Origin of the sequence: Halomonas sp. I1 (assembly GCF_032334135.1) — a bacterium.
Taxonomy (GTDB): domain Bacteria; phylum Pseudomonadota; class Gammaproteobacteria; order Pseudomonadales; family Halomonadaceae; genus Halomonas.
This window is the reverse complement of sequence record NZ_JAVXUS010000001.1, coordinates 544,967-566,356: the sequence shown is the minus strand read 5'-3', so window position 1 is coordinate 566,356 and position 21,390 is coordinate 544,967. Positions and strand designations below refer to the sequence as shown.

At 64.7% G+C, this 21,390-nt stretch carries 18 protein-coding genes; 7 read left to right on the top strand and 11 right to left on the bottom strand.

The window, feature by feature from the left end; translation table 11 throughout:
- Positions 1-40 precede the first annotated feature (40 nt).
- The 7 genes from iolE to RSO41_RS02565 all read right to left on the bottom strand — a co-directional run bounded on the left by iolE (position 41) and on the right by RSO41_RS02565 (position 8,670).
- Positions 41-943 carry a myo-inosose-2 dehydratase gene (gene iolE / locus RSO41_RS02595; RefSeq protein ID WP_315617506.1) on the bottom strand — a complete coding sequence of 301 codons (903 nt, stop codon included), beginning with the start codon at positions 941-943 and terminating at the stop codon, positions 41-43.
- Between the two features lie 86 nt (positions 944-1,029).
- Positions 1,030-2,877, bottom strand: coding sequence for a 3D-(3,5/4)-trihydroxycyclohexane-1,2-dione acylhydrolase (decyclizing) (iolD, locus tag RSO41_RS02590; protein WP_315617505.1), 1,848 nt, complete (start codon positions 2,875-2,877; stop codon positions 1,030-1,032).
- Positions 2,874-4,826, bottom strand: a complete 1,953-nt coding sequence (iolC, locus tag RSO41_RS02585) for a bifunctional 5-dehydro-2-deoxygluconokinase/5-dehydro-2-deoxyphosphogluconate aldolase (protein ID WP_315617504.1) — start codon at positions 4,824-4,826, stop codon at positions 2,874-2,876. Before iolC ends, iolD begins: the two co-directional genes overlap by 4 nt.
- Before the next feature lie 64 nt (positions 4,827-4,890).
- Positions 4,891-5,679, bottom strand: a complete 789-nt coding sequence (locus RSO41_RS02580) for a TIM barrel protein (RefSeq protein WP_315617503.1) — start codon at positions 5,677-5,679, stop codon at positions 4,891-4,893.
- Positions 5,680-5,695: 16 nt separating this feature from the next.
- A complete protein-coding gene (locus tag RSO41_RS02575; RefSeq protein WP_315617501.1) occupies positions 5,696-6,553 on the bottom strand; it encodes an ATP-binding cassette domain-containing protein in 858 nt (285 codons plus the stop codon).
- Position 6,554: 1 nt separating this feature from the next.
- On the bottom strand, positions 6,555-7,679 hold the full coding sequence (locus tag RSO41_RS02570; protein ID WP_315617499.1) for an ABC transporter permease: 1,125 nt from the start codon (positions 7,677-7,679) through the stop codon (positions 6,555-6,557).
- 52 nt (positions 7,680-7,731) lie between these two features.
- On the bottom strand, positions 7,732-8,670 hold the full coding sequence (locus RSO41_RS02565) for a sugar ABC transporter substrate-binding protein (RefSeq protein WP_315617497.1): 939 nt from the start codon (positions 8,668-8,670) through the stop codon (positions 7,732-7,734).
- Positions 8,671-8,876: 206 nt separating this feature from the next.
- Here RSO41_RS02565 and RSO41_RS02560 point away from each other — a divergent pair, with 206 nt between their 5' ends.
- The 3 genes from RSO41_RS02560 to iolB are packed head-to-tail and all read left to right on the top strand — an operon-like array spanning position 8,877 to position 11,585.
- Positions 8,877-9,761 (top strand): MurR/RpiR family transcriptional regulator, encoded by an 885-nt coding sequence (locus tag RSO41_RS02560; protein ID WP_315617495.1) that lies wholly within the window; start codon positions 8,877-8,879, stop codon positions 9,759-9,761.
- A complete protein-coding gene (gene iolG, locus RSO41_RS02555; RefSeq protein WP_315617493.1) occupies positions 9,758-10,753 on the top strand; it encodes an inositol 2-dehydrogenase in 996 nt (331 codons plus the stop codon). Before RSO41_RS02560 ends, iolG begins: the two co-directional genes overlap by 4 nt.
- A 28-nt stretch (positions 10,754-10,781) precedes the next feature.
- Positions 10,782-11,585, top strand: a complete 804-nt coding sequence (gene iolB, locus RSO41_RS02550) for a 5-deoxy-glucuronate isomerase (protein WP_315617491.1) — start codon at positions 10,782-10,784, stop codon at positions 11,583-11,585.
- Positions 11,586-11,651: 66 nt separating this feature from the next.
- Here iolB and RSO41_RS02545 read toward each other — a convergent pair whose 3' ends face one another.
- Together RSO41_RS02545 and gap are read right to left on the bottom strand one after the other, a co-directional pair.
- Positions 11,652-12,395, bottom strand: a complete 744-nt coding sequence (locus RSO41_RS02545) for a sulfite exporter TauE/SafE family protein (protein WP_315617489.1) — start codon at positions 12,393-12,395, stop codon at positions 11,652-11,654.
- A 194-nt stretch (positions 12,396-12,589) separates the two neighbouring features.
- Positions 12,590-13,612: a type I glyceraldehyde-3-phosphate dehydrogenase gene (gene gap, locus RSO41_RS02540; RefSeq protein WP_315617487.1), complete on the bottom strand. Its 1,023-nt coding sequence runs from the start codon at positions 13,610-13,612 to the stop codon at positions 12,590-12,592.
- Between the two features lie 375 nt (positions 13,613-13,987).
- On the opposite strand from gap, the gene pyk reads away from it, so the two are divergent.
- From pyk to pgi, 3 genes are all read left to right on the top strand, one after another.
- Positions 13,988-15,454: a pyruvate kinase gene (gene pyk / locus RSO41_RS02535; RefSeq protein WP_315617484.1), complete on the top strand. Its 1,467-nt coding sequence runs from the start codon at positions 13,988-13,990 to the stop codon at positions 15,452-15,454.
- Positions 15,447-15,923, top strand: coding sequence for a methylglyoxal synthase (locus RSO41_RS02530; RefSeq protein ID WP_315617482.1), 477 nt, complete (start codon positions 15,447-15,449; stop codon positions 15,921-15,923). Before pyk ends, RSO41_RS02530 begins: the two co-directional genes overlap by 8 nt.
- A 79-nt stretch (positions 15,924-16,002) precedes the next feature.
- Positions 16,003-17,667 carry a glucose-6-phosphate isomerase gene (gene pgi, locus RSO41_RS02525; RefSeq protein WP_315617480.1) on the top strand — a complete coding sequence of 555 codons (1,665 nt, stop codon included), beginning with the start codon at positions 16,003-16,005 and terminating at the stop codon, positions 17,665-17,667.
- 19 nt (positions 17,668-17,686) lie between these two features.
- Here pgi and RSO41_RS02520 read toward each other — a convergent pair whose 3' ends face one another.
- Positions 17,687-18,073 carry a CrcB family protein gene (locus RSO41_RS02520; protein ID WP_315617478.1) on the bottom strand — a complete coding sequence of 129 codons (387 nt, stop codon included), beginning with the start codon at positions 18,071-18,073 and terminating at the stop codon, positions 17,687-17,689.
- Positions 18,070-18,456, bottom strand: coding sequence for a CrcB family protein (locus tag RSO41_RS02515; RefSeq protein ID WP_315617476.1), 387 nt, complete (start codon positions 18,454-18,456; stop codon positions 18,070-18,072). The genes RSO41_RS02520 and RSO41_RS02515 overlap by 4 nt, the downstream gene beginning before the upstream one ends.
- A gap of 380 nt (positions 18,457-18,836) precedes the next feature.
- On the opposite strand from RSO41_RS02515, the gene RSO41_RS02510 reads away from it, so the two are divergent.
- Positions 18,837-21,188 carry a mechanosensitive ion channel domain-containing protein gene (locus RSO41_RS02510; protein ID WP_315617474.1) on the top strand — a complete coding sequence of 784 codons (2,352 nt, stop codon included), beginning with the start codon at positions 18,837-18,839 and terminating at the stop codon, positions 21,186-21,188.
- Positions 21,189-21,390: the final 202 nt, after the last annotated feature.

The window sequence follows — 21,390 nt, the reverse complement described above, 5'->3', positions numbered from 1 at the left end:
ACGATAGGCCGTGAGGCGCGTAAAAAGCTCGCCCGCACGCTCATTTTTCGATGGTGAAACCGGCGCCTTCCGCCAAGGAGCGCAAATTGCGGTACCCCAGGCGGGCATAGGTCAGCGGATGGGCGATCTGGGGATCCTGTTCGGCCTCCACCACCAGCCATCCCCGGTAGCCGGTCTCGCGGAGGTGCTCGAGGGTGGTCAGGAAATCGATGTCGCCGTCGCCAGGCACGGTGAACATGCCGTCGAGCACACCGTCCAGAAAGCTCTTGTCGCGATTGCGCATCGCCTCGAGCACCTGGAAACGCATGTCCTTGCAGTGCACGTGCCGGATCCTCGAGGCATAGCGTTTGGCGACAGCCAGTGGGCTGCCGTCGGCCCCGACCAGATGACCGAAGTCGAGCAACAGACCTACTGAGTCGCGGGTGCTGTCCATCAGCCGCTCCACGTCGGCCTGGCTCTCCACCACCGTGCCCAGATGATGGTGGTAGGCCAGATGCACACCCTGCTCCTTCAGGTAGTCGCCGACCACGTTCAGCCCGTCGGTGAGGCGCTGCCACTCGTCATCGCTGAGGCACGGCCGACGGGACAACGGGGTGGCCTGGTCGCCATGGATACACTGGGTCACCTCGCAGAACACCATCACCCGGGCACCGCAGGCCTTGAGCAGCTCGAGGTGATCCTTGACGGCTTCGATCTCTGCCTCCGGACTGCGCTCCAGCAGCCGGCTGGAATACCAGCCGGAGACCAGCGACAGATCGTACTCATCCAGAACGCCCGACAGGGCATCCGGGGTACGCGGGAACTTGTGGCCCAGCTCGAAGCCGCTGAAGCCGGCCACGCGCCCTTCCGAGAGACATGCCTCGAGCGGCGTGTCGCCGCCCAGGCTAGGCAGGTCGTCGTTGGTCCAGGTCAGGGGGTTGATGCCCAGGCGAACGGTACTCATTGGCATACTCCATCTTCGGGGGGCCTCCAGGCCCCCCCTCTTGTTCGGGAAAACGGGAGGTCGAGGAACCATCCGACAATCGGCGTTCAGCGGTGCTGACGTCGCTTGGCTTCGCGGTAGCCCGCATAGGCCGCCTTGACCTGCTCGCGCGACGAGGCCTCGGGCACCGCCACGTCCCACCAGGCACCACCTTCGTCGGTGCTGGGCAGGGGGTCGGTATCCAGCGCAATGACATAGGTAGTGTCGGCCTGACGCGCACGTACCAGTGCCTCTTCCAGTGCCTGGACGCCGTGCACCTGCTCGGCCTCGCACCCCAGGGCACGAGCATGGGCGGCAAAGTCCGTCTTCGGCGCGCCTTCCTCGACGGTCAGGCAGTCATCCAGCAGGTTGTTGAAGCCGGCACCACCGGTACCCTGCTGCAGACGGTTGATACATCCATAACCGCGATTGTCGAGCACCACCACGACAAGCTTCCGGCCCAGCATCACCGAGGTGGCAAGCTCCGAGTTGTGCATCAGGTAAGAGCCATCACCGACCATCACGAATACCTCGCGTTCGGGGTGCGCCATCTTGACCCCAAGGCCGCCCGCAATCTCGTAGCCCATGCAGGAGTAGCCGTATTCCACGTGATAGCTGCCGGGACCGGCACACCGCCACACCTTGTGCAGTTCCCCCGGCAGGCCGCCGGCAGCGCAGACAACGGTATCGTTCTCGCCGGTCTGCCGGTTCACGGCGCCGATCACCTGGGCATCGGTGGGCAATGCTCGCCCGTCATCGGCCGTGACACGCGCCACCACCTCGTCCCAGTCATGCTTGAGACGACAGGCCTGCTCCCGCCAGGCGTCGGAGGACCGCCAGTCGGCCAGGCCGTGATCCAGCGCCACCAGCCCGTCGAAGGCATCGCCGATCAGCGGCAGGGCATAGTGCTTCTGGCTGTCGAAACGCCCCGCGTTCAGGGCCACCAGGGTCAGACCGTCGCGCTCGAAGAGCGCCCGCGAGCCGGTGGTGAAATCCTGCAGACGCGTCCCCACGGCCAGAATGACATCGGCCTGCTCGGCCAGTTGATTGGCAGCCTCGCTACCGGTAACGCCGATGCCTCCCACCGAGCAGGGATGAGTATCGGGCAGAGCGCCCTTGCCGGCTTGCGTCTCGGCCACCGGCACGCTGTGCGCGCGGGCGAACTCGCCGAGTCGCTCGCAGGCCCCGGCGTAGTGCACCCCACCCCCGGCGATGATCAAGGGACGATCGGCACGCGCCAGGGCGGCGATGGCCGTTTCCAGCTCACCGAGATCCGGCTGTGGGCGGCGGATACGATGCAAGCGGGGGGCGAAGAAGCTCTCCGGGTAGTCGTAGGCGAAGGTCTGGACATCCTGGGGCAGCGCCAGGGTCGCCGGGCCGCAGTGCTCCGGGTCGAGCAGGGTCGCGATGGCCTGGGGCAGGCTGGTCAACAGTTGTTCCGGTCGAGTGATGCGATCGAAGTAGCGCGACACCGGCCGGAAACAGTCATTGACCGTGATGGTCGGATCGCCGAAATGCTCCACCTGCTGAAGCACCGGGTCGGGGTCACGGGTCGCGAACGTATCTCCCGGCAGCAGCAGGACCGGCAACCGATTGGCATGGGCCAGCCCGGCGGCGGTTACCATGTTGGTGGCGCCGGGCCCGACGGAACTGGTGGCAGCCATCAGCCGGCGCCGACCCTGCGCCTTGGCGAAGGCGATGGCGGCATGCGCCATGGTCTGTTCGTTGTGGGCGCGGTAAGTGGGGAGCTCATCACGCACGTGATAGAGCGCTTCCCCCAGGCCGGCCACGTTGCCGTGGCCGAAGATACCGAACACGCCCTCGAACAGCGCCATCTCACGGCCTTCGCACTCGATACGCTGAGCCGCCAGATACTTGACCAGCGCCTGGGCCATGGTGAGTCGAATGGTGCTCATGTCAGACTCCCTCCACTCGGAACCTTGACGCTGCGCAGGCGTCGCCATTCCTCGATCAATTCGGCGTAATTGCCGGCGACCTTGTCGATCAGCCGGGCATCATCGATGGCACCGGCCAACCATTCGCGGCTGGGCCCGGCAAACAGCGTGCGGCCCACGGTGAAGCCCTTGCACCAGTCATTGCTGGCAGCCGCCGCGAAGCCAAGCTTCATTTCTTCCATCGGGGCATCCAGACCCAGCAGCACCACACCGCGGCAGTGGGGATCATTGTCATCGATGGCCTGGCTGACCGCGCCCCAGGCGGCATTGGACATGGATGGCAACTTCCACCAGTCGGGACGGATCCCCAGGTGATACAGGCGTCGCAGGGAGCGCGCCAGAGTCTGGTCATCCACCTCCGAGGTGTCGGGCGGAATCACCTCGATCAGCAATTCGAGATCATTGGCACAGGCCGCCTGATAGAGCTGGCGCAACCGCGCTTCCTGTTCCAGACGCAGTGCTATCGGGTCATCCGGGTGGTAGAACAGCAAGCATTTGATGACATGCTCCCGCGGCCAATGCTGCAGGCGGCTGCCCAGGTCATCGCCATGCTGGAAGTGCAGCGGCCTGGAGCTCGGCAGCTCCACCGGACGGCCGATCCACCAGCCCTTGCCGGTAGCATCGTTCAGCGCATCCTGCCCAAAGACGTCATCGACCAGGATCGCCGGCTTGTCGAGCCCGGTGCGTCGCGCCCCCTCCTCGGCGGCCTGGACGAGCAGCCGCTTGAGGGCCGGGATGCGTGCCGGATCGGCCTTGACGTCGCGGGCCATGTCGGTGATCTGACGGCGATGGTCGAAGGCCAGGCCGCAGACCTGAGGCCAATCCCTGACAGCGCGGGTGGTCACCCGGTGAAGATGGTTGAGGCGTTCATCCTGATCGGGACGAGACACACCGGCACGGCGCCCCAGGTAATCGAACAGCTCTTCCTCGGTAGGCATCGCCGGGGCACAGCCATGACGCGAGACCACCAGGGCACCGCAGGCGTTGGCATAGCCGGCGCTGGTCTCCCAGCTTTCTCCCCTCAGCCAGCCCCTGAGCAATCCGCTCATAAAGGCATCGCCGGCGCCCAGCACGTTGAGCACCTCGACCTTGACGCCCTCCACCAGGATGCCGTCCTCGATGCGAGCGGGAATCTCGCCCTCGAAGACCACACAGCCCAGGGCGCCGAGCTTGCAGACCAGGGTGGCATCGCTGACCTTGCGCACGGCGCGTAGCGACTCGAGGGTATCGGTACTGCCGCCGGCGATATGGAATTCCTCCTCGGTGCCGACGATCAGGTCGAAATCGCCGAGCCAGGCCTGGAGGTCCTCAGTCACCTTGTCGTCGGCGACAAAACGGGTTTCTCCGTCGCCCGGTGTGGTCAGGCCCCACAATACGGGCCGGTAGTCGATATCCAGCACCCGCTTGACACCATGCTCGGCGGCGGCATCGAGCGCCTTGCGACAGGCCCGGGCGGTGGTCTCGGTGGACAGGTGAGTACCGGTGATCGCCAGCGCCCTGGCGCGGCCGATGAAGGCCGGGTCGATGGCATCCGCATCGATGGCCATGTCGGCGCAGTCACGGCGATAGAAGAGCAGCGGAAAGCTGTCGCGATCCTTCAGCGCCAGCAACACCAGGCCGGTATGTCGCTCGGGATCGGTCTGCAGGGCACTGGTATCGACGCCCGCACGCTCGAGCTCTTCGCGCACGAAGTTGCCCATCTGTTCGTTGCCAACCCGCGACAGCATGGCCGATTCGAGGCCCAGGCGGGCGGTGCCATAGGCCATGTTGCCGGAACTGCCACCGAGGTACTTGGCGAAGCTCGAGACATCTTCCAGGCGACTGCCGACCTGCTCCGAATAGAGGTCGACGGCGACGCGGCCAAGGCAGATCAGATCCAGTGGTCTGTTATCGGGTTTCATCTCTTGCATAGCGTTTCTCCGCGTCGCTTGTCACATGGCGCCTGGGCGCCAGGACGCTGGTCCAGTCAAGGAGTTAAAGGGTGAAGGCATCCCGGAAACGTGCCAGGGCCAGCTCATCGTCACCGGAGGCCCAGCCTTCCAGACCGACCGTTCCGCGATAGCCGATCTCGTTCAGCGCTCGGGCAATGGCCGGATAGTGGATTTCACCGCTGCCGGGTTCACAGCGGCCCGGCACATCGGCGACCTGGATTTCACCGGTATAGGGCGCGCAGCGACGCACCAGCTCGACCAGGTTCCCCTCGCCGACCTGAGCGTGATAGAGATCGAGCATGATGCGCACCTCCGGGCGATCGACACTCGCCACCAGGGCCAGCACGTCTTCGGCGCGAGCGAAGGGCACACCGGGATGGTCGACGGCAGTATTGAGGTTCTCCAGCACGAAGGTCACGTCATGCTGCTGACCGAGATCGGCCAGCCGGTTCAGCGTATCCGCCGCGGTTATCCACATCGGCCCGGTCATTTCGGCCCCTGCCTTGATCGGCAGTCCCTGGCCATCCAGCCCGGTGCCGTGCAGGTTGAGCCGTGGAATACCCAGCTCCTTGGCCACGGCAATCGACGCTCGAGCCGTCTCCACCAGCCGCTCGGCGCCGTCCTTATCGGCCAGCGTCCCCTCGAGATAACCGGTCATGGAGGAGAACGTTGCGCCGGTGGCCGCCAGCGACTTGAGGTCATGGCGACTCCAGTCCCAGATCTCCACCTGAAAGCCCAGGGCATCGATCCGCTTGACCCTTTCGGTGATCGGCAGGCCGCGAAACAGCATCTCGGCGCAGGCCGCCAGGGTGAAGGGTGTCGGTTCCATCATGACCGTCGCGCCTCTCTCACTGGCCCGCAGCGAGGCGGGTACCAGATGCATCGCTGTCACCGGCGTCGGTTTTCCGCTCGCTGTCGCTGCGCTGGAACTCGGCCAGTTCGGCGTCCAGGCTCTCCAGCTCGGCGCCGCCGGCCATCATGTTGAGCACCTCTTCGCGGGTCGTCTCCTCCTTGCGGAAGGTGCCGAGGCTGCCGCCCCGTGACAGCAGGGTAAAGGCGTCGGCCACTGGGAAGGCGTGATGGACGTTGTGGGTAATGAAGATCACCGCCAGGCCATCGGCCCGCGCCTTGGCGATATAACGCAGCACCACCGAGGCCTGCTTGACCCCCAGCGCCGAGGTCGGCTCGTCGAGGATCAGCACCTTGGCGCCGAAGTAGACCGCCCGGGCGATAGCCACACATTGGCGCTCGCCACCGGACAGGGTGCCAACAGGCTGGCTGGGGTCGCGCACATCGATACCGATCTTGGCCATCTCCTGCTTGGCGATCCTGTCGGCATACTTCCAGTCGATGCGCTTCGTCGGCCCCCAGCCCACGGTAGGTTCGCGCCCCATGAAGAAGTTACGGGTGATCGACATCAATGGGATCATCGCCAGATCCTGGAAGACGGTGGCGATGCCCGCATCCAGAGCGTAGGCCGGCGACTTGAAGCGCGTCGGCTCCCCACCCAGCAACAGTTCCCCGTGGGTCGGCTGGTGCACACCGGAGAGGGTCTTGATCAGGGTCGACTTGCCGGCACCGTTGTCACCCAGCAGGCACATGACCTCACCGGCATACACTTCCATCGAGATGCCACTCAGGGCGATGACACTGCCGAAGTGCTTGCTGACGTTGCGCATCTCGATCATTGGCATACGTTCGCTCATTTCACTTGGCCTCCATCGCCTTCTTGCGCATGAAATTGTTGAAGAGCACGGCCACCAACAGCATCACGCCGAGGAAGACCTGGAACCAGTCGGTATTGACGCCGGTATAGAAGATGCCCATCTGCACCAGGCCGAAGATCAACGCACCAAGCGCCGCACCGATGGCCGAGCCATAGCCCCCGGTGAGCAGGGCGCCACCGATGACCACCGCGATGATCGCCTCCAGCTCCTTGAGCAGGCCACGGATGGTGTCTGCCGAACCGGTATCCATCACCTGAAGGCAGGCGAAGATGGTCGCGGAGAAGGCCGTGAACATGAACAGAGAAATCTTGACGCGGTGGACCGGCACGCCAGAGTTTCGCGCCGCATTGGCGTCTCCCCCGCTGGCGAAGATCCAGTTGCCGTAAGGGGTGCAGAGCAGCACCCAGGTCGCCAGGGCGGTGAGGGCCAGCCACCAGACGATCGACACCGGAATACCGGTGACCACCGGGTTGCCGGCGAAATTGGTGGCGATCCAGCCCTGGGAGGCCATCCAGGCGAAGAGCCCCGTGGCGACCTCACCCGAGAAGAGGGCGGCGAACCAGTCACCCGGAATATGATCATGGACACCACCGACCTGGGTACGTCCGGTCAGCAGTCGGCTAACGCCGATCGCCATGCCACGAAGGATGAAGAGGAAGCCCAGCGTTACGATGAACGATGGCAGCCCCGTCTTGTTGACCAGGTTGCCGTTGATCCAGCCAACAAGCGCTGCGCAGCAGAACGCCAGCAGGATGGCCGCCCACAGGGGCCAGCCGTACTCCACGGCGGGAATGGCAATCAGGATCCCCGCCAGGCCGATCATCGAGCCAATCGAGAGATCGAACTCACCACCGATCATCAACAGAGAGGCGGCGGTAGCGATGATGCCCAGCTGTGCCGCCACCTCGAGGAAGTTGAGAATGCCGGCCGGGGTGAACATGCCGGTACCGCTTGACGCCACGATGAAGAAGGCAAGCACCAGCACCGTACCGGCCAGGGCACCGAATTCGGGACGGCTCAAGGCCTTCTTCCAGAACGATACCTTCTGGATACGCTCATCCTGCGGTTCCGCCGCGTCGGCTTGGGGGGATGGATTGGACTTCATGACGGTCGACTCCCGGGGCCCGTCGGACGGGCCCCTACATGCGTGATGGTATTCAGCGGATGCCCTGCTCGCTCAGCTCGATCACTTGTGCAGCGTTTTCCGGCGTCACGAAACCGGGGCCGGTCGGGACATCACCCGCCGGGAGCAAGCCGTTCTCGGCATACTGATCGAGGAACATCACCGGCAGGTAGCCTTGCAGGTACTGTTGCTGATCGATGGCGAAACTCAGGTCTTCGGCCTCGAGGGCCTCGAGAATCCCGGGCGACAGGTCGAAGGTGCCGAGCGTGAACATGTCGGTGGCACCCTGCTCGCGCATGGCCTGGATCATGGGCTCGGCGGCCAGGGCGCCCAGCGTGAGGATGCCGCGCACATCGCTGTTTTCGTTGAGATAGGCGACGATGGCATTACGGATCGACGTCGGGTCATAGGTCGTCGCCAACTGTTCGGCGTTACCGTCGAACCCTTCGAGGAAGCCGTCGCAACGCTGGTCGAGGCCCTGGTTGCCCTGTTCATGATTGACGCAGACCGCCTGCTCGACGCCCATTTCCTGCATGCGTTCGGCGGCCTGCTTGCCCGCTTCGTACTCACTCTGACCGATATGCAGGCGAGTCCCGTACTTGTGCGCAACGTCGCCACCGGAGTTGATGGTGAGCACCGGAATGCCGTTGTTGGTAGCTTCCTGAACAATCCCCCCCAACGCATCCTCGTCGGTAAAGGAGACGATCAACCCATCCGGGTCCGAGGCCACTGCCGCTTCAACCAGTTGCTGCATCTTGGCCATGTCGAAGGAAGATGGGGCGCGATACTCCAGTTCTGCCCCGACGGTGTCGGCCGCGGCCTCGGCGCCATTCTTGACCACGGACCAGAAGGGGTCGGAGGGAACGCCATGGGTCACCATGACGAAGCGATTCGGTTCTTGTGCCTGAGCGGTGCCGGCCATGAGTGCCGCAGCGGTGGTCGAAGCCAGCAACCAATGAGATAGACGTGCCATGGATGAACTTCCTCTCTCGATTATCGTTGTGTGGGAGATACGTCAGCGCGATGACGTTATGGAATATAGATTCCAAAGAGCAGTTTTTACAAATTTTCTATTCTATACTTTGGTATAAATGGAATATTCATTCCATTTCGCCTAGACTGCCCCAAGACGAACGCACCACAAGTCAACGCCACCACGGCGACGGCGAGGAACCTCACATGAATCAAACGCCCCAGGACTTCGAGGAGCTGAAAGCCCGCATCACGGCCGATTACCCGGACCTGAGCCGCCGCTTGCAACAGACCGCCCGCTTCCTGCTCGACCATCCCCGAGAAGTGGCCTTCGCCACCGTCGCTCAGCTCGCCGAGCAGGCCGGCGTCACGCCTTCGACCCTGATTCGCTTCGCCAACAGCTTCGGGTTCACCGGATTCTCCGAGATGCAACGCCTGTTCCGCTCGCGTCTGGTGGACGAACTTCCCAATTACAATGAGCGTATCCGCGCCGTGCGGTCCGCTACCGGGGAGACGCCGGACAGCACCCAACTACTGTGGGAATTTGCCGATGCCAATCGCGAGGTGCTGGAACACCTCCCGAGCCGCATCGATCCCCGACACCTGGAACACGCCCTGGACATCTTCGAACAGGCGAACGCCATCCACGTAATGGGCGCACGGCGTAGCTTCGTGGTGGCCAGCTACATGACCTATGCGCTGCATCACATCGACAAGCGCACCTTCCTGGTCAACGGCCTGGGGGGTATGTATGGCGAACAGCTCAAGGCTATCGGCGATGATGATGCCTTGCTGGTGGTGAGCTTCTCGCCCTATGCCCAGGAAACGCGCGAGCTGGCAGACGAGGCCCGCAAGCGTGGCATCCCGCTGGTCGTGATCACCGACTCCAGCCTCAGCCCTCTGGCCCGCATCGCCGACGTCTCGCTGGTGGTGCACGAAGCCGAGGTCAAGAGCTTCCGCGGCCTGACCGCCTCACTGTGCGTGACCCAGACCCTGGCCATTTCACTGGGCATTCGACAGGACACGGCCAGGGATCGCCCCTCGCCTGACAACGCACAGTCATCTACCGACAACGAGAGGACCCCGCTATGAGACTCGCCCTGATCGGCGCCGGTCGCATCGGCAAGGTGCATGCACAGGCCATCGCCGCACACCCCGAAGCGGCCCTGTCAGCCGTGGCCGACTTCCACGCACCAGCCGCCGAGGCCCTGGCCGCCGAGTACGGCGCCAGGTCTCTCGATGTCGACGCCATCTTCGACGACGGCGAGATCGATGCCGTACTGATCGCCTCGAGCACACCGACCCATGCCGACTACCTGGAGCGCGCTGCCCGCGCAGGCAAGGCGGTGCTCTGCGAGAAGCCCATTGCCCTCGACCTGGCACGTACCGTCGCGGCACTCCACGTGCTGGCGTCGCACCCGGTGACCTGCTCTCTGGGCTTCAATCGCCGCCATGACCCCCAGTTCGCCGCCCTCAGGAGGGCCGTGAAGAAAGGCTGGATCGGCAGCCTCGAGACACTCACCATCATCAGCCGCGACCCGGCGCCGCCGCCCGCCGAGTATGTCGGTGCCTCCGGTGGCATCTTCCGCGACATGACGATCCATGACTTCGACATGGCCCGCTGGCTGCTGGACGAGCCCATCGCCACGGTCCACGCCACGGGTAGCTGCCTGATCGATCCAGCCATCGGCGAGGCCGGCGACGTGGATACCGTCATGGTCACCCTGACCACGACCAGCGGTCGACTCTGCCATATCAACAACTCCCGCCGCGCCTGCTACGGCTACGACCAGCGTATCGAAGCCTTCGGCAGCGCCGGCATGCTACAGGCACAGAACGAGACCGAGACACGCCTGCGTTTCACTGGCGACCCCGGCCAGTGGGAAGAGACGCCCAAATGGTTCTTCCTGGAGCGCTACGCCGAGGCCTATCGTCGCGAGATCGACGACTTCGTCACGGCCTGGAAGCAGCAACGCGCCCCACTGGCCGGTGCCGACGATGGCCTACAGGCACTGCGCCTGGCCGAGGCGGCCGAGCGCTCGCGACACGAGGGTCGTTGCATCGCGCTGGACGAGATCGACTGAGACCCACGACGATTCGAGGAGAGTAACGATGACTTCGCTTCTGGTTCGACCACACGAGCCCGACACCCAGGGCAGGATACTCGAGGTGACCCCGGAATCCGCCGGCTGGCACCATGTCGGCTTCCGCGTGCACAGACTGGCAAAGGGACAGAAGATCGAGGGCCACACCGGCGCCCGGGAACATTGCCTGGTGCTGTTGTCCGGACACGCCACCATCACCAGCGGCGAGCACCGCTGGGAGAATATCGGCGAGCGCATGGATATCTTCGAGAAGGTGCCGCCCTATGCCGTCTACCTGCCAGACGGCGCGGGCTACGCCGTCGAGGCCACGACCGACATGGAGCTCGCGGTATGCAGCGCCCCGGGACACGGCAACCACGAACCACGGCTGATCGCCCCCGACCACATCAAGAAAAGCACCCGGGGCGGCGGCACCAACACCCGCCACATTCAGGACATCCTGCCGGAGACCGAGCCGGCCGACAGTCTCCTGGTGGTCGAGGTCTATACGCCGGCGGGCAACTGGTCCAGCTACCCGCCGCACAAGCATGATGTGGACAACCTGCCCGAGGAGTCGATTCTCGAGGAGACCTACTATCACCGTCTGGCCCCCTCACAGGGCTTTGCCTTCCAACGGGTCTATACCGACGACCGCAGCCTGGACGAGACCATGGCGGTGGAGAACGGCTGCTGCGTGATGGTACCGCGCGGCTACCACCCGGTCGGCGCTCCCCACGGCTACGAGCTCTACTACCTCAACGTGATGGCCGGCCCCAAGCGGGAATGGAAATTCCAGAACGACCCGGCCCACGAATGGATCGTCAGGCAGTAACCCATCCAGATCATTCGGACGTCTCTCTTGCCCTGCCTCGGCAGGGCCTTTTTCGTTCGCACCGCCTCACGAGAGCGCCTTGACGATCAGCTGCACGCCGACGAGCGCCATGGCCAGCACGACCAGCCGATAGAACAGCCGTTCGTTGACACGGTGCTGCAGCCACAGCCCGCTCTTCACCCCGGCCCAGGCCACCGGCACCAGCGCCGCCGAGGCCCAGGCGCTGGTCAGGTTGATCTCGCCGAGCCACAAGTACGGCGGCAGCTTCATCAGATTGACGGCAGCGAACGACAGGGTGCAGGTGGCAATGAAAGCGCGCTTGGAAAGCCGACGTGGCACCAGGTAGAGGTTCATCGGCGGTGCCCCGGCATGGGCGAGAAAACTGGTCACACCGACCCCCATGCCTGCCGGCCAGGCCCAGAGTGCATGAATGGGCCGCGACGCCGCCGGCTTGACGATCATGTAGACCACGAACAGCAGCGACACCACGCCCAGCAACAGCCGGACATGATTCTCGTCGAGCGAGCCGATCAACAGGGTGCCGGCCACGACCCCCAGCGCCATGCCGGGCACAAGACGGCGAACCTCGCTCGCGTCATGCTCTCCCCACCAGGCCTTGACCGCGAACAGGTCCATGACCAGCAACAGCGGCAACAGCAGACCGGCCGCCTCGATGGGACCGATGGCCAGCGCCATCAGCGGTACCGAAAGGGTCCCGAAACCACCGGCGAAGCCGCCCTTGGAGACACCGGTCAGGTAGGTGGAGACAATGATCAGCGTCCAGGCCAACCAGCCGTAATCGGGCAACATGAATGGCTTCCTTGTACACGATGAACCTGGCAACCAGGGAGGCCGTCCCGGTCTCTGTGATGTTCGCCCACCCCGCGCGGCCTGTCGTCCCTCCCTATGCCGCGCCTGACCCGACATGGGGGCATGTCGGGTCCACAAGAAGACGCCGGGACGGCAGCCGCCCCGGCGTCGTATCGTTCAATGGCGAACAAGGGTCAGGCGACGTTGCGCTCACCATTACTCGCGGCATGCATGGCCAGGGCGGTATCGAGCATGCGGTTGGAAAACCCCCACTCGTTATCGTACCAGGCCATCACCTTCACCAGACGCCCGTTGACCCGGGTATGGTTGGCATCGAATGTAGACGAATTGGCATCGTGATTGAAGTCGATCGACACCAGCGGCTGGGCGTTGACGCGCATGACCGGAGACGCCGCTGCGGCTTCTTCGACGATGGCGTTTATCTCCTCGGCGCTGGTCTCCCGCGAGGCGGTGAAGGTCAGATCGACCAGGGACACATTGATCACCGGCACGCGCACCGCCAGGCCATCGAGACGCCCATCGAGTTCCGGCAGCACCAGCCCCACGGCCGCTGCCGCACCGGTCTTGGTCGGAATCATCGAGTGGGTGGCGCTGCGGGCACGATAGGGGTCCTTGTGGTAGACATCGGACAGATTCTGATCATTGGTATAGGCGTGCACCGTGGTCATCAGGCCATTGTCGATGCCGACCTTCCCGTGCAGCGCCTGTGCCACCGGGGCCAGACAATTGGTGGTGCAGGACGCATTGGAGACGACCTTGTGCTCCGGTGTCAGCACGTCTTCATTGACGCCGAACACGATGGTGGCATCGGCATCCGGGCTTGGCGCCGAGACCAGCACACGACCGGCGCCGGCAGTGATGTGTTGAGCGGCGGCCTCACGCTTGGTGAACAGTCCGGTGCATTCCATGACCAGATCGACGCCGAGATCGCCCCAGGGCAACTTCGACGGATCACGCTCGGAGAGGATCTCGATACGCTGACCGTCGACGCTGAGGCTGGATTCATCATGCGCCACCTCGAAGGGGAAATGGCCATGGACCGTATCGTGGCGCAGCAGGTGCGCATTGAGGGCGGGATCCCCCAGGTCATTGATGGCCACGACACGCACACGGTCGCGATAGCCCCCTTCATGCAGCGCGCGTAGAACGTTGCGGCCGATGCGGCCGAAGCCATTGATGGCGATCTTGAGTGTCATGGTGTCGTCCTCTCGATTCGGTGCCGTCTCATGGATGTGGCTGAGCCGATGGGTGGAAGGGCGCCGGGGTGTCCCGATATCCCCGACCGGACAGGCCGACGGCTCATGTTTCCCCACAATGTGAATCACGATGGCGCTGGACACAAGCCATTTTTAGTAACTTTACAACAGAAAGGAAAGCCGACTCCTCCTCATCTCTGGCGCAAAATGCTATAAAACAAGCAAAAATTCCGGAAACGCGGCTTTCACATGGCGTGCCTAGACCTTAGTCGAAAGACTTGTTCTTAGTAAAAAAACCACACATGGGCTATGGTGACAGGATTCTGCACCACCGAATGGCCGCTACCTTTCGCACGGCCCACAGGAGACCCCGGCATGCCTCATTCCGCCCTACCCGCTCGCCGCACCAAGATCGTCGCCACCCTCGGGCCCGCCAGTGACAGGCCCGGCGTGCTCGAACGGATGATTGCCGCCGGCGTCGATGTGGTACGCCTCAACTTCTCCCATGGCGCGCCCGACGACCACCGCCGCCGCCTGGCCGAAGTGCGCGAGATCGCCGCGCGGCTCGGCCGCAGCGTCGCGGCCCTGGGCGACCTGCAGGGCCCCAAGATCCGCATCGCCCGCTTCCGCGACGGTGCCGTGGACCTCGAGGAAGGTCAGGCCTTCGTGCTCGATGTCGCCCTGGACGGCGAGGCCGGCGACGCCGGCCGGGTCGGCTGCGACTACAAGGCTCTGGCCGACGATGTCGTGGCCGGGGATCGCCTGTTGCTCGACGATGGCCGCCTGGTACTCGACGTCGCGCACGTGGCCGGCAGCGAGATTCACACCACCGTGGTGCAGGGGGGCCGGCTCTCCAACAACAAGGGCATCAACAAGCAGGGCGGCGGGCTTTCCGCCCCGGCGCTGACCGACAAGGACAAGGCCGACCTGGAGACCGCCATCGACATCGGCGTCGACTACCTGGCGGTGTCCTTCCCGCGCAGCGCCGCCGACATGCACGAGGCCCGCGAGCGACTCGGTGAGGCCGGTGCCGAGATCGGCCTGGTGGCCAAGCTCGAGCGTGCCGAAGCGGTGGCCGATGACGCCACCCTGGACGGCATCATCGAGGCCAGCCAGGCGGTGATGGTGGCTCGCGGCGATCTCGGCGTGGAAATCGGCGACGAGGCGCTGATCGGCACCCAGAAGCGCATCATCAAGCATGCCCGCAGCCACAATCGGGCGGTGATCACCGCGACCCAGATGATGGAGTCGATGATCGAGTCGCCGCTGCCGACCCGCGCCGAGGTGTTCGACGTGGCCAATGCCGTGCTCGATGCCACCGATGCGGTGATGCTGTCCGCCGAGACCGCCGCCGGCGATTTCCCGGTGGAAACCATCGAGGCCATGGCACGGGTCTGTCTGGGCGCCGAGCGCGAGCGCATCGCCCAGGAATCCGGGCACCGCATCCACGAGGGCTTCTCGCGGATCGACGAGACCATCGCCCTGTCGGCGATGTACGCCGCCAACCACCTCGCCGGCGTGGCCGCCATCGCCTGCATGACGGCCACCGGCTATACGCCGCTGATCGCCTCGCGCATCCGCTCGGGGCTGCCGATCGTCGGCCTGGCCCACAACCCCGTCGCCCAGCGGCGCATGGCGTTGTATCGTGGGGTGATATCCCTGCCCTTCGACACCAGCGCGATGTCGGCCGGCGAGCTCAACGATCGCGCGATGGAGCGTCTGGTGGCCCAGGGCATCGCCGAGCCGGGTGACCATGTGATCCTGACCCGCGGGGATCACATGAACGCCCACGGCGGCACCGATACCCTGAAGATCCTGGCTGTGGAGACCCGCCATGCCTGACGCACGCCCGCAACGCAACGCCCGCCGCACCCTGCCGGCCCGCAAGCGCATTGCCTTGATCGCCCACGATGGAAAGAAGGCAGAGATGCTGGAGTGGGCCGGACGCTGGCGCGACACCCTGGCCGAGCATGAGCTGATCGGCACCGGCACCACGGCCAGTCGCATCGCGCGCCAGCTCGGGCTCGAGGTGGAACCATTGATGAGCGGCCCGCTGGGCGGCGACCAGCAGATCGGCGCGCGCATCGCCGAACAGGGACTCGACCTGCTGGTGTTCTTCTGGGACCCCTTCGCGCCTCAGCCCCATGACCCGGACGTCAAGGCCCTGCTGCGCCTGGCCGCCCTGTGGAACATCCCCGTGGCCTGCAATCCGGCCAGTGCGGACTTCCTGCTCAGTTCGCCCTGGCTCGCCCGGGACTACGAAATGAGCGTGCCCGATGCCGGCAGTTGGGTCTCGGCACGCACCCCCTGACATCACGACACCGGTGCACAACAGCAATCCCGACGACAAGCCACGACAACAACGCACGACAACCGAGAGGAACATTGGCATGTTTCAGCTCACCCGCAGCGTCACCTGGCAGGCGCTGAAGCAGCTCCAGGCGCAGACCGCCGAGGACCGCATCCGCGATTACTTCAGTGCCGATCCGCAACGCTTCGAACGCATGAGCCTGCGCGTCGGCGGACTCTTTCTCGACTACTCCAAGCACCACATCTCGGATGCGGTGCTCGACAAGCTGCTCGAACTGGCCGATCACTCCGCGCTGGTCCAGCGCCGTGCCCAGATGTTCTCCGGTGACATCATCAATGTCACCGAAAACCGGCCGGTACTGCATACCGCCCTGCGCAACCTCGGCGAAGGGCCGCTGATGGTCGACGGCAAGGATGTGATGCCGGAGATCCACCGCACCCGCGAACAGATCCGGCGTTTCTCCGAGGAAGTGCGCAGCGGCGAGTGGAAGGGCTACAGTGGCAAACGCATCCGCGACGTGGTCAACATCGGCATCGGCGGCTCGGACCTCGGTCCCAACATGGCCTGCCGGGCCCTGCTGAAACAGCGTCACCCCGAGCTCAGCTTCCACTTCGTGTCCAACGTCGATGGCACCCATATCCAGAAGGTGTTGTCACGCCTGGACCCGGCCACCACCCTGTTCATCGTCTCCACCAAGACCTTCTCCACCCAGGAAACCCTGCTCAACGCCAAGACGGCACGCCGCTGGTTTCTGGAGAATGCCGGCGAGGACGCCGACGTGGGCGCCCACTTCGTCGCCGCCTCGACCAATCGCAAGGCCGCCATGGAATTCGGCATCCGCGAGGAGAACGTCTTCGAGTTCTGGGCCTGGGTCGGCGGGCGTTACTCCATGTGGTCCTCGATCGGCCTGCCCATCGCGCTCTCCATCGGCTTCGACGGCTTCATGGAGATGCTCGAGGGGGCACACGAAATGGACCAGCACTTCCTCAATGCGCCCAACGACGCCAACATGCCGGTACTGATGGCGCTTATCGGCATCTGGTACATCAACTTCCAGGGTGCCGAAACACACGCCATCGTGCCCTACGACCAGGCACTGCATCAGCTTCCCGCCTTCCTTCAGCAGCTCGACATGGAATCCAACGGCAAGTCGGTGGATATCTTCGGTCACCCCGTCGACTACAAGACCGGCCCCATCGTCTGGGGACAGACCGGCTCCAACGGCCAGCATGCCTTCTTCCAGCTGCTCCACCAGGGTACCCGCTATGTGCCGATCGACTTCATCGCCTCGCTGAAACCGGAGCCTGGGGTCGAGGATCATCACTTCGCATTGCTGACCAACATGCTGGCGCAGGCCAACGCCTTCATGGAAGGCAGCCAGGAGGGCAGCCGGCTCGATCCCTACAGTTGCCCGGGCAACCGCCCCTCCAGCACCCTGCTGCTCGACGAGCTGACACCGAAGAACCTCGGCGCCCTGATCGCCCTGTACGAGCACAAGGTTTTCGTGCAAGGCGTGATCTGGAACATCAACTCCTTCGATCAGTGGGGCGTCCAGCTGGGCAAACGCATCGCCGGCGAGATCAGCGAGCGCATCGACGAGCAGAGCCAGGACTTCGACGGTTCCACCCAGGGGCTGCTGAAACTGGTGCGCGAACGCTTCACCGCTGGCCAGGCCGCGGAGGGCGACGCAGTGCCGGCTGACGCACAAGCGAAGAACTCTCCTCGGAACAAGAAGAAGGCGTGAAGACCGGCCGGCACGCCATTCAACGCGGCGTGCCGGCCCGTTGCCCAAGCCAGGCGGCCGCCAGCCACAAGGGCACACTGCCGACGCCATAGGCCAGCGCCAGCCAGGGATGGCCGGTGTTCAGGAGATGGAAGGTTTCCAGGCCGAACAGCGAAAAGGTGGTGAAGCCTCCACAGAAGCCGGCAACCAGGAAAGGCTGCCAGCGAGCCGCATGCCCGGTAATCCGATGGGACGCTCGGGCAGCAAAGGCGGCGATCAGCCAGGAGCCGAGCAGGTTGACGATCAGGGTGCCCCAGACGAAGGCACTGCCCCATAACATCCAGGCCCCCTGGGCAACCAGCAAGCGTAGAGAGGCTCCCAGGCCGCTGCCCAGCCCGACGGACAGATACCCACGCCAGCCCGTCATGCACCACCTCCCATGATCCACCAGCCCAGGCCTGCCACGGCGACACCCGGCACCAGGGTGGCCACGATGTTGGCCAGGGCCGCGCCATGTCGACGTCTCTGGAAGAGGGTCAGGGTCTGAAGGCTGAAGGATGAGACCGTGGTGAAGCCACCCAATATGCCGACCGCCAGGAACCCCCAGGCGGCCGCACTCCCTTCGGGCCACCCCACCAGAGCAGCCAGCCCCCCGATTCCCAGGGTGCCGCTCAGGTTGACGACCAGGGTGCCCCAGGGGAAAGCGCGCCCCCACCAGAGGGCCGTCAGTTCCGTGACAGCCAGGCGCGCCATGCCGCCCAAGGCGCCACCTAGCGCCACCATCAGCCACCCCATCGGGCCGAGTGTCATCGTGATATCCCCCAGAAATACGTCGCCATGTTATTAACCCGGCAAGCTTTTATGTCGGGTTAATCGCGGCACAGGGACGTGCCGCCGCCGGCCGCCAGGCCGGCGCGAGCCCGCGCCACACCAGAAGATCCACGCATCTGCGCCAGCGTGGTGCGGGCGACAATCAGATAGATCAGGACGATCTATTTGATTGCCAGGTTAATAGAGAAGCCGATGAACGGGAACAAAGCCGCCCCATACCATGCCTGCACGACGCCACAGTATTCTTGTCTTGTACCAGTTTCGTACCCTGCTTTAGGGTCATGTAGGAATACCCGTCCGTGGTAGCCTGATCGGCTTTTGTTTCCACCCTTCCTACGCCCTGACACGGAGGCCATAGCGTGAGCAAGACACGACTCCTACCCCTGGCCCTCGGCTGGCTGATGATCGCCCTGGTGGCGCTTGCCGGCCCGGCCCTGGCGCAGTCGGACCCGGGGGCCGACGCCCCGGCCAACGCCGCCCTGGCCGACATGCTCGAGAACCCCGAGACGCGTCAGCAGTTGATCGACCAGTTGCGCGGCATGGCCGATGCCAGTGTCACCCCCTCGGATGGCGAACAGATGGACGCCGGCACCGCCCCCTCGGTGCAAGAACCCTCTCTGCCTCGCCGACTGGCGGAACTCACCAGCCATGTTGCGGGTAACATCGGCCTCCAGGTCAGCCTGCTGTACGGCAGCCTGGCCAACCTCTTCACCGGAGGAGAAGACGGGGCCTCTATCGACATGAGTGTCGTGAGCAGCGCCGTCATCAACCTCGGCCTGGTCATCCTCGCCACCTTTGCGCTGTTCCTGCTCATCCGGCGGCTGGTCCGGCCGGTGTTTGCCCGGCTGAGCCTCTGGTCGCTCAACGGGCCGGCGCTTCAGCCGTTGCTCCGGCTGGTCATCTGCGTGGCGCTGGCCGCACTGGTCGACGTCCTGGTCGTGGCACTGGCCTATGTCGGCGGCAACCTCCTGGCGACTTTCGTGGTGGGGGAAAGCGGAGAACTAACCACGCGTGCCTCGTTGTTTCTCAACGCCTTCCTGGTGATCGAGCTGCTCAAGGCCGGCGTCCGCATGTTGTTCGCCTCGCGCTACGAGGGCCTGCGCCTGATGCCCGTGAGTGCCGAGGACGCCTCCTACTGGAATCGCTGGATCGCGCGGCTGATCGGACTGGCCGGCTATGGCTTGATGGTCGTGGTGCCACTGATCAATGCCTACCTCTCGCCGACCCTGGGCCACAGCGTCGGCACCCTGATCATGCTCGGCGCCTTCATCTATGCCGTCGTCGTGGTCCTGCGCAACCGCCAGCGCCTGCGCGACGCCTTGCATCGGCAGGCGGCCCGGGCCAGCCTGTCGGCCTCGCGCGTGGCACTGACCCTGCTGGGGCGCATCTGGCACCTGCTGGCCATCGCCTATTTCTTCATGGTACTGGTGCTGACCCTGACCCGCCCCGAGGACGCCCTGCCCTTCGTTCTGCTGGCGACCCTGCAGACACTGGCCGCGGTCATGGCGGGCCTCGGCCTGTCGAAGCTCCTGACCCAGACCATCGGCCGGCGCATTACGCTCAGAGACGAGCTGCGGCAGAAGCTGCCGCTGCTGGAAGCGCGCCTCAACGCCTATGTGCCCAAGGCACTCAGGGTCGTGCGCACCGTTCTGCTGGTCCTGGTAGTCATGGTATCGCTGCATGCCTGGCAGGTCTTCGACCTCGCCGCCTGGTACGCTTCCGAAGCAGGCCGCGGGCTGGTCGCACGGCTGTTCAGCATCGCCGTGATCCTGGTGGTGGCGATCACCATCTGGCTGGTCCTGGCCAGCCTGATCGAACACAAGCTCAACCCCGCCACCGGCAGCGGCGAGCCGACCTCGCGAGCCCAGACGCTGCTCTCGCTGTTCCGCAACGCCATTGCCATCGCCCTGATCACCGTGACCATCATGGTGGTGCTGGCCGAGATCGGCATCAATATCGGCCCGCTGATCGCCGGCGCCGGGGTGCTGGGCCTGGCCATCGGCTTCGGCGCGCAGAAGCTTGTCCAGGACATCATCACCGGTGTCTTCATCCAGGTGGAAAACGCCCTGAACGTCGGCGACGTCGTGACACTCGGCGGCATCACCGGGACGGCCGAGCGCCTGAGCATCCGCTCGGTAGGTATCCGCGACCTGAGTGGCACCTACCACATCGTGCCCTTCTCCAGCGTCGACACCGTCTCCAATTACATGCGCGAGTTCGCCTACCACGTCGGCGAATACGGCATCGCCTATCGCGAGAACATCGACGAGGCGATCCAGGCCCTGCACGCGGCCTTCGATGATCTGTCCGAGGACGAGGAACAGAAGGTCAACCTGCTCGAGCCGCTGGAGGTGGCCGGCGTGATCGCCCTGGCCGACAGCTCGGTGAACATCCGGGTACGCATCAAGACCACGCCGGGGACACAGTGGGCCGTGGGTCGCGCCTACAACCGCCTGGTCAAGTATCACTTCGACGATGCCGGCATCGAGATCCCGTTCCCGCATACCACCCTCTATTTCGGGGCGGACAAGGAAGGGGGCGCACCGCCTGCCAACCTGCGCATCATGCAGGAGGATTTCACCATCGACGGCAGCCCCGCCGGCCAGCCGAAGCATCCCGAGACACCGACACGCTCCACGCCACAGGTGTCCCAGGAGGTCCACAATCAGGACGACGATGGTGGCGTCGACAACCCGGGCGGCGGCAACTGAGCCGCCCGCCCCGCCGTCTTGCGGCGGGGCATTCACCAAATCCCATGAACATGAAAAGGGGCCGCCGACAGGTGGCCCCTTTTCATGGTGCGCTGATGCTCGCGACGTGCCGAGTGCCCCGAGACACCGTAACGCGACGGCGCCCCGTCAAGACGGCGTGCACGGTGATGCATGCCGACGCCGAAAACGACGACGGGGCGGC

What these genes read in the sequence shown, in the direction of transcription:
- iolE (WP_315617506.1), bottom strand. Translation starts at nt 943, where the DNA reads ATGAGTACCGTTCGCCTGGGCATCAACCCCCTGACCTGGACCAACGAC.
- RSO41_RS02565 (WP_315617497.1), bottom strand. Translation starts at nt 8,670, where the DNA reads ATGGCACGTCTATCTCATTGGTTGCTGGCTTCGACCACCGCTGCGGCA.
- gap (WP_315617487.1), bottom strand. Translation starts at nt 13,612, where the DNA reads ATGACACTCAAGATCGCCATCAATGGCTTCGGCCGCATCGGCCGCAAC.
- RSO41_RS02560 (WP_315617495.1), top strand. Translation starts at nt 8,877, where the DNA reads ATGAATCAAACGCCCCAGGACTTCGAGGAGCTGAAAGCCCGCATCACG.
- iolD (WP_315617505.1), bottom strand. Translation starts at nt 2,877, where the DNA reads ATGAGCACCATTCGACTCACCATGGCCCAGGCGCTGGTCAAGTATCTG.
- iolB (WP_315617491.1), top strand. Translation starts at nt 10,782, where the DNA reads ATGACTTCGCTTCTGGTTCGACCACACGAGCCCGACACCCAGGGCAGG.
- iolC (WP_315617504.1), bottom strand. Translation starts at nt 4,826, where the DNA reads ATGCAAGAGATGAAACCCGATAACAGACCACTGGATCTGATCTGCCTT.
- pyk (WP_315617484.1), top strand. Translation starts at nt 13,988, where the DNA reads ATGCCTCATTCCGCCCTACCCGCTCGCCGCACCAAGATCGTCGCCACC.
- RSO41_RS02545 (WP_315617489.1), bottom strand. Translation starts at nt 12,395, where the DNA reads ATGTTGCCCGATTACGGCTGGTTGGCCTGGACGCTGATCATTGTCTCC.
- RSO41_RS02580 (WP_315617503.1), bottom strand. Translation starts at nt 5,679, where the DNA reads ATGATGGAACCGACACCCTTCACCCTGGCGGCCTGCGCCGAGATGCTG.
- RSO41_RS02520 (WP_315617478.1), bottom strand. Translation starts at nt 18,073, where the DNA reads ATGACGGGCTGGCGTGGGTATCTGTCCGTCGGGCTGGGCAGCGGCCTG.
- pgi (WP_315617480.1), top strand. Translation starts at nt 16,003, where the DNA reads ATGTTTCAGCTCACCCGCAGCGTCACCTGGCAGGCGCTGAAGCAGCTC.
- RSO41_RS02575 (WP_315617501.1), bottom strand. Translation starts at nt 6,553, where the DNA reads ATGAGCGAACGTATGCCAATGATCGAGATGCGCAACGTCAGCAAGCAC.
- RSO41_RS02530 (WP_315617482.1), top strand. Translation starts at nt 15,447, where the DNA reads ATGCCTGACGCACGCCCGCAACGCAACGCCCGCCGCACCCTGCCGGCC.
- RSO41_RS02515 (WP_315617476.1), bottom strand. Translation starts at nt 18,456, where the DNA reads ATGACACTCGGCCCGATGGGGTGGCTGATGGTGGCGCTAGGTGGCGCC.
- iolG (WP_315617493.1), top strand. Translation starts at nt 9,758, where the DNA reads ATGAGACTCGCCCTGATCGGCGCCGGTCGCATCGGCAAGGTGCATGCA.
- RSO41_RS02570 (WP_315617499.1), bottom strand. Translation starts at nt 7,679, where the DNA reads ATGAAGTCCAATCCATCCCCCCAAGCCGACGCGGCGGAACCGCAGGAT.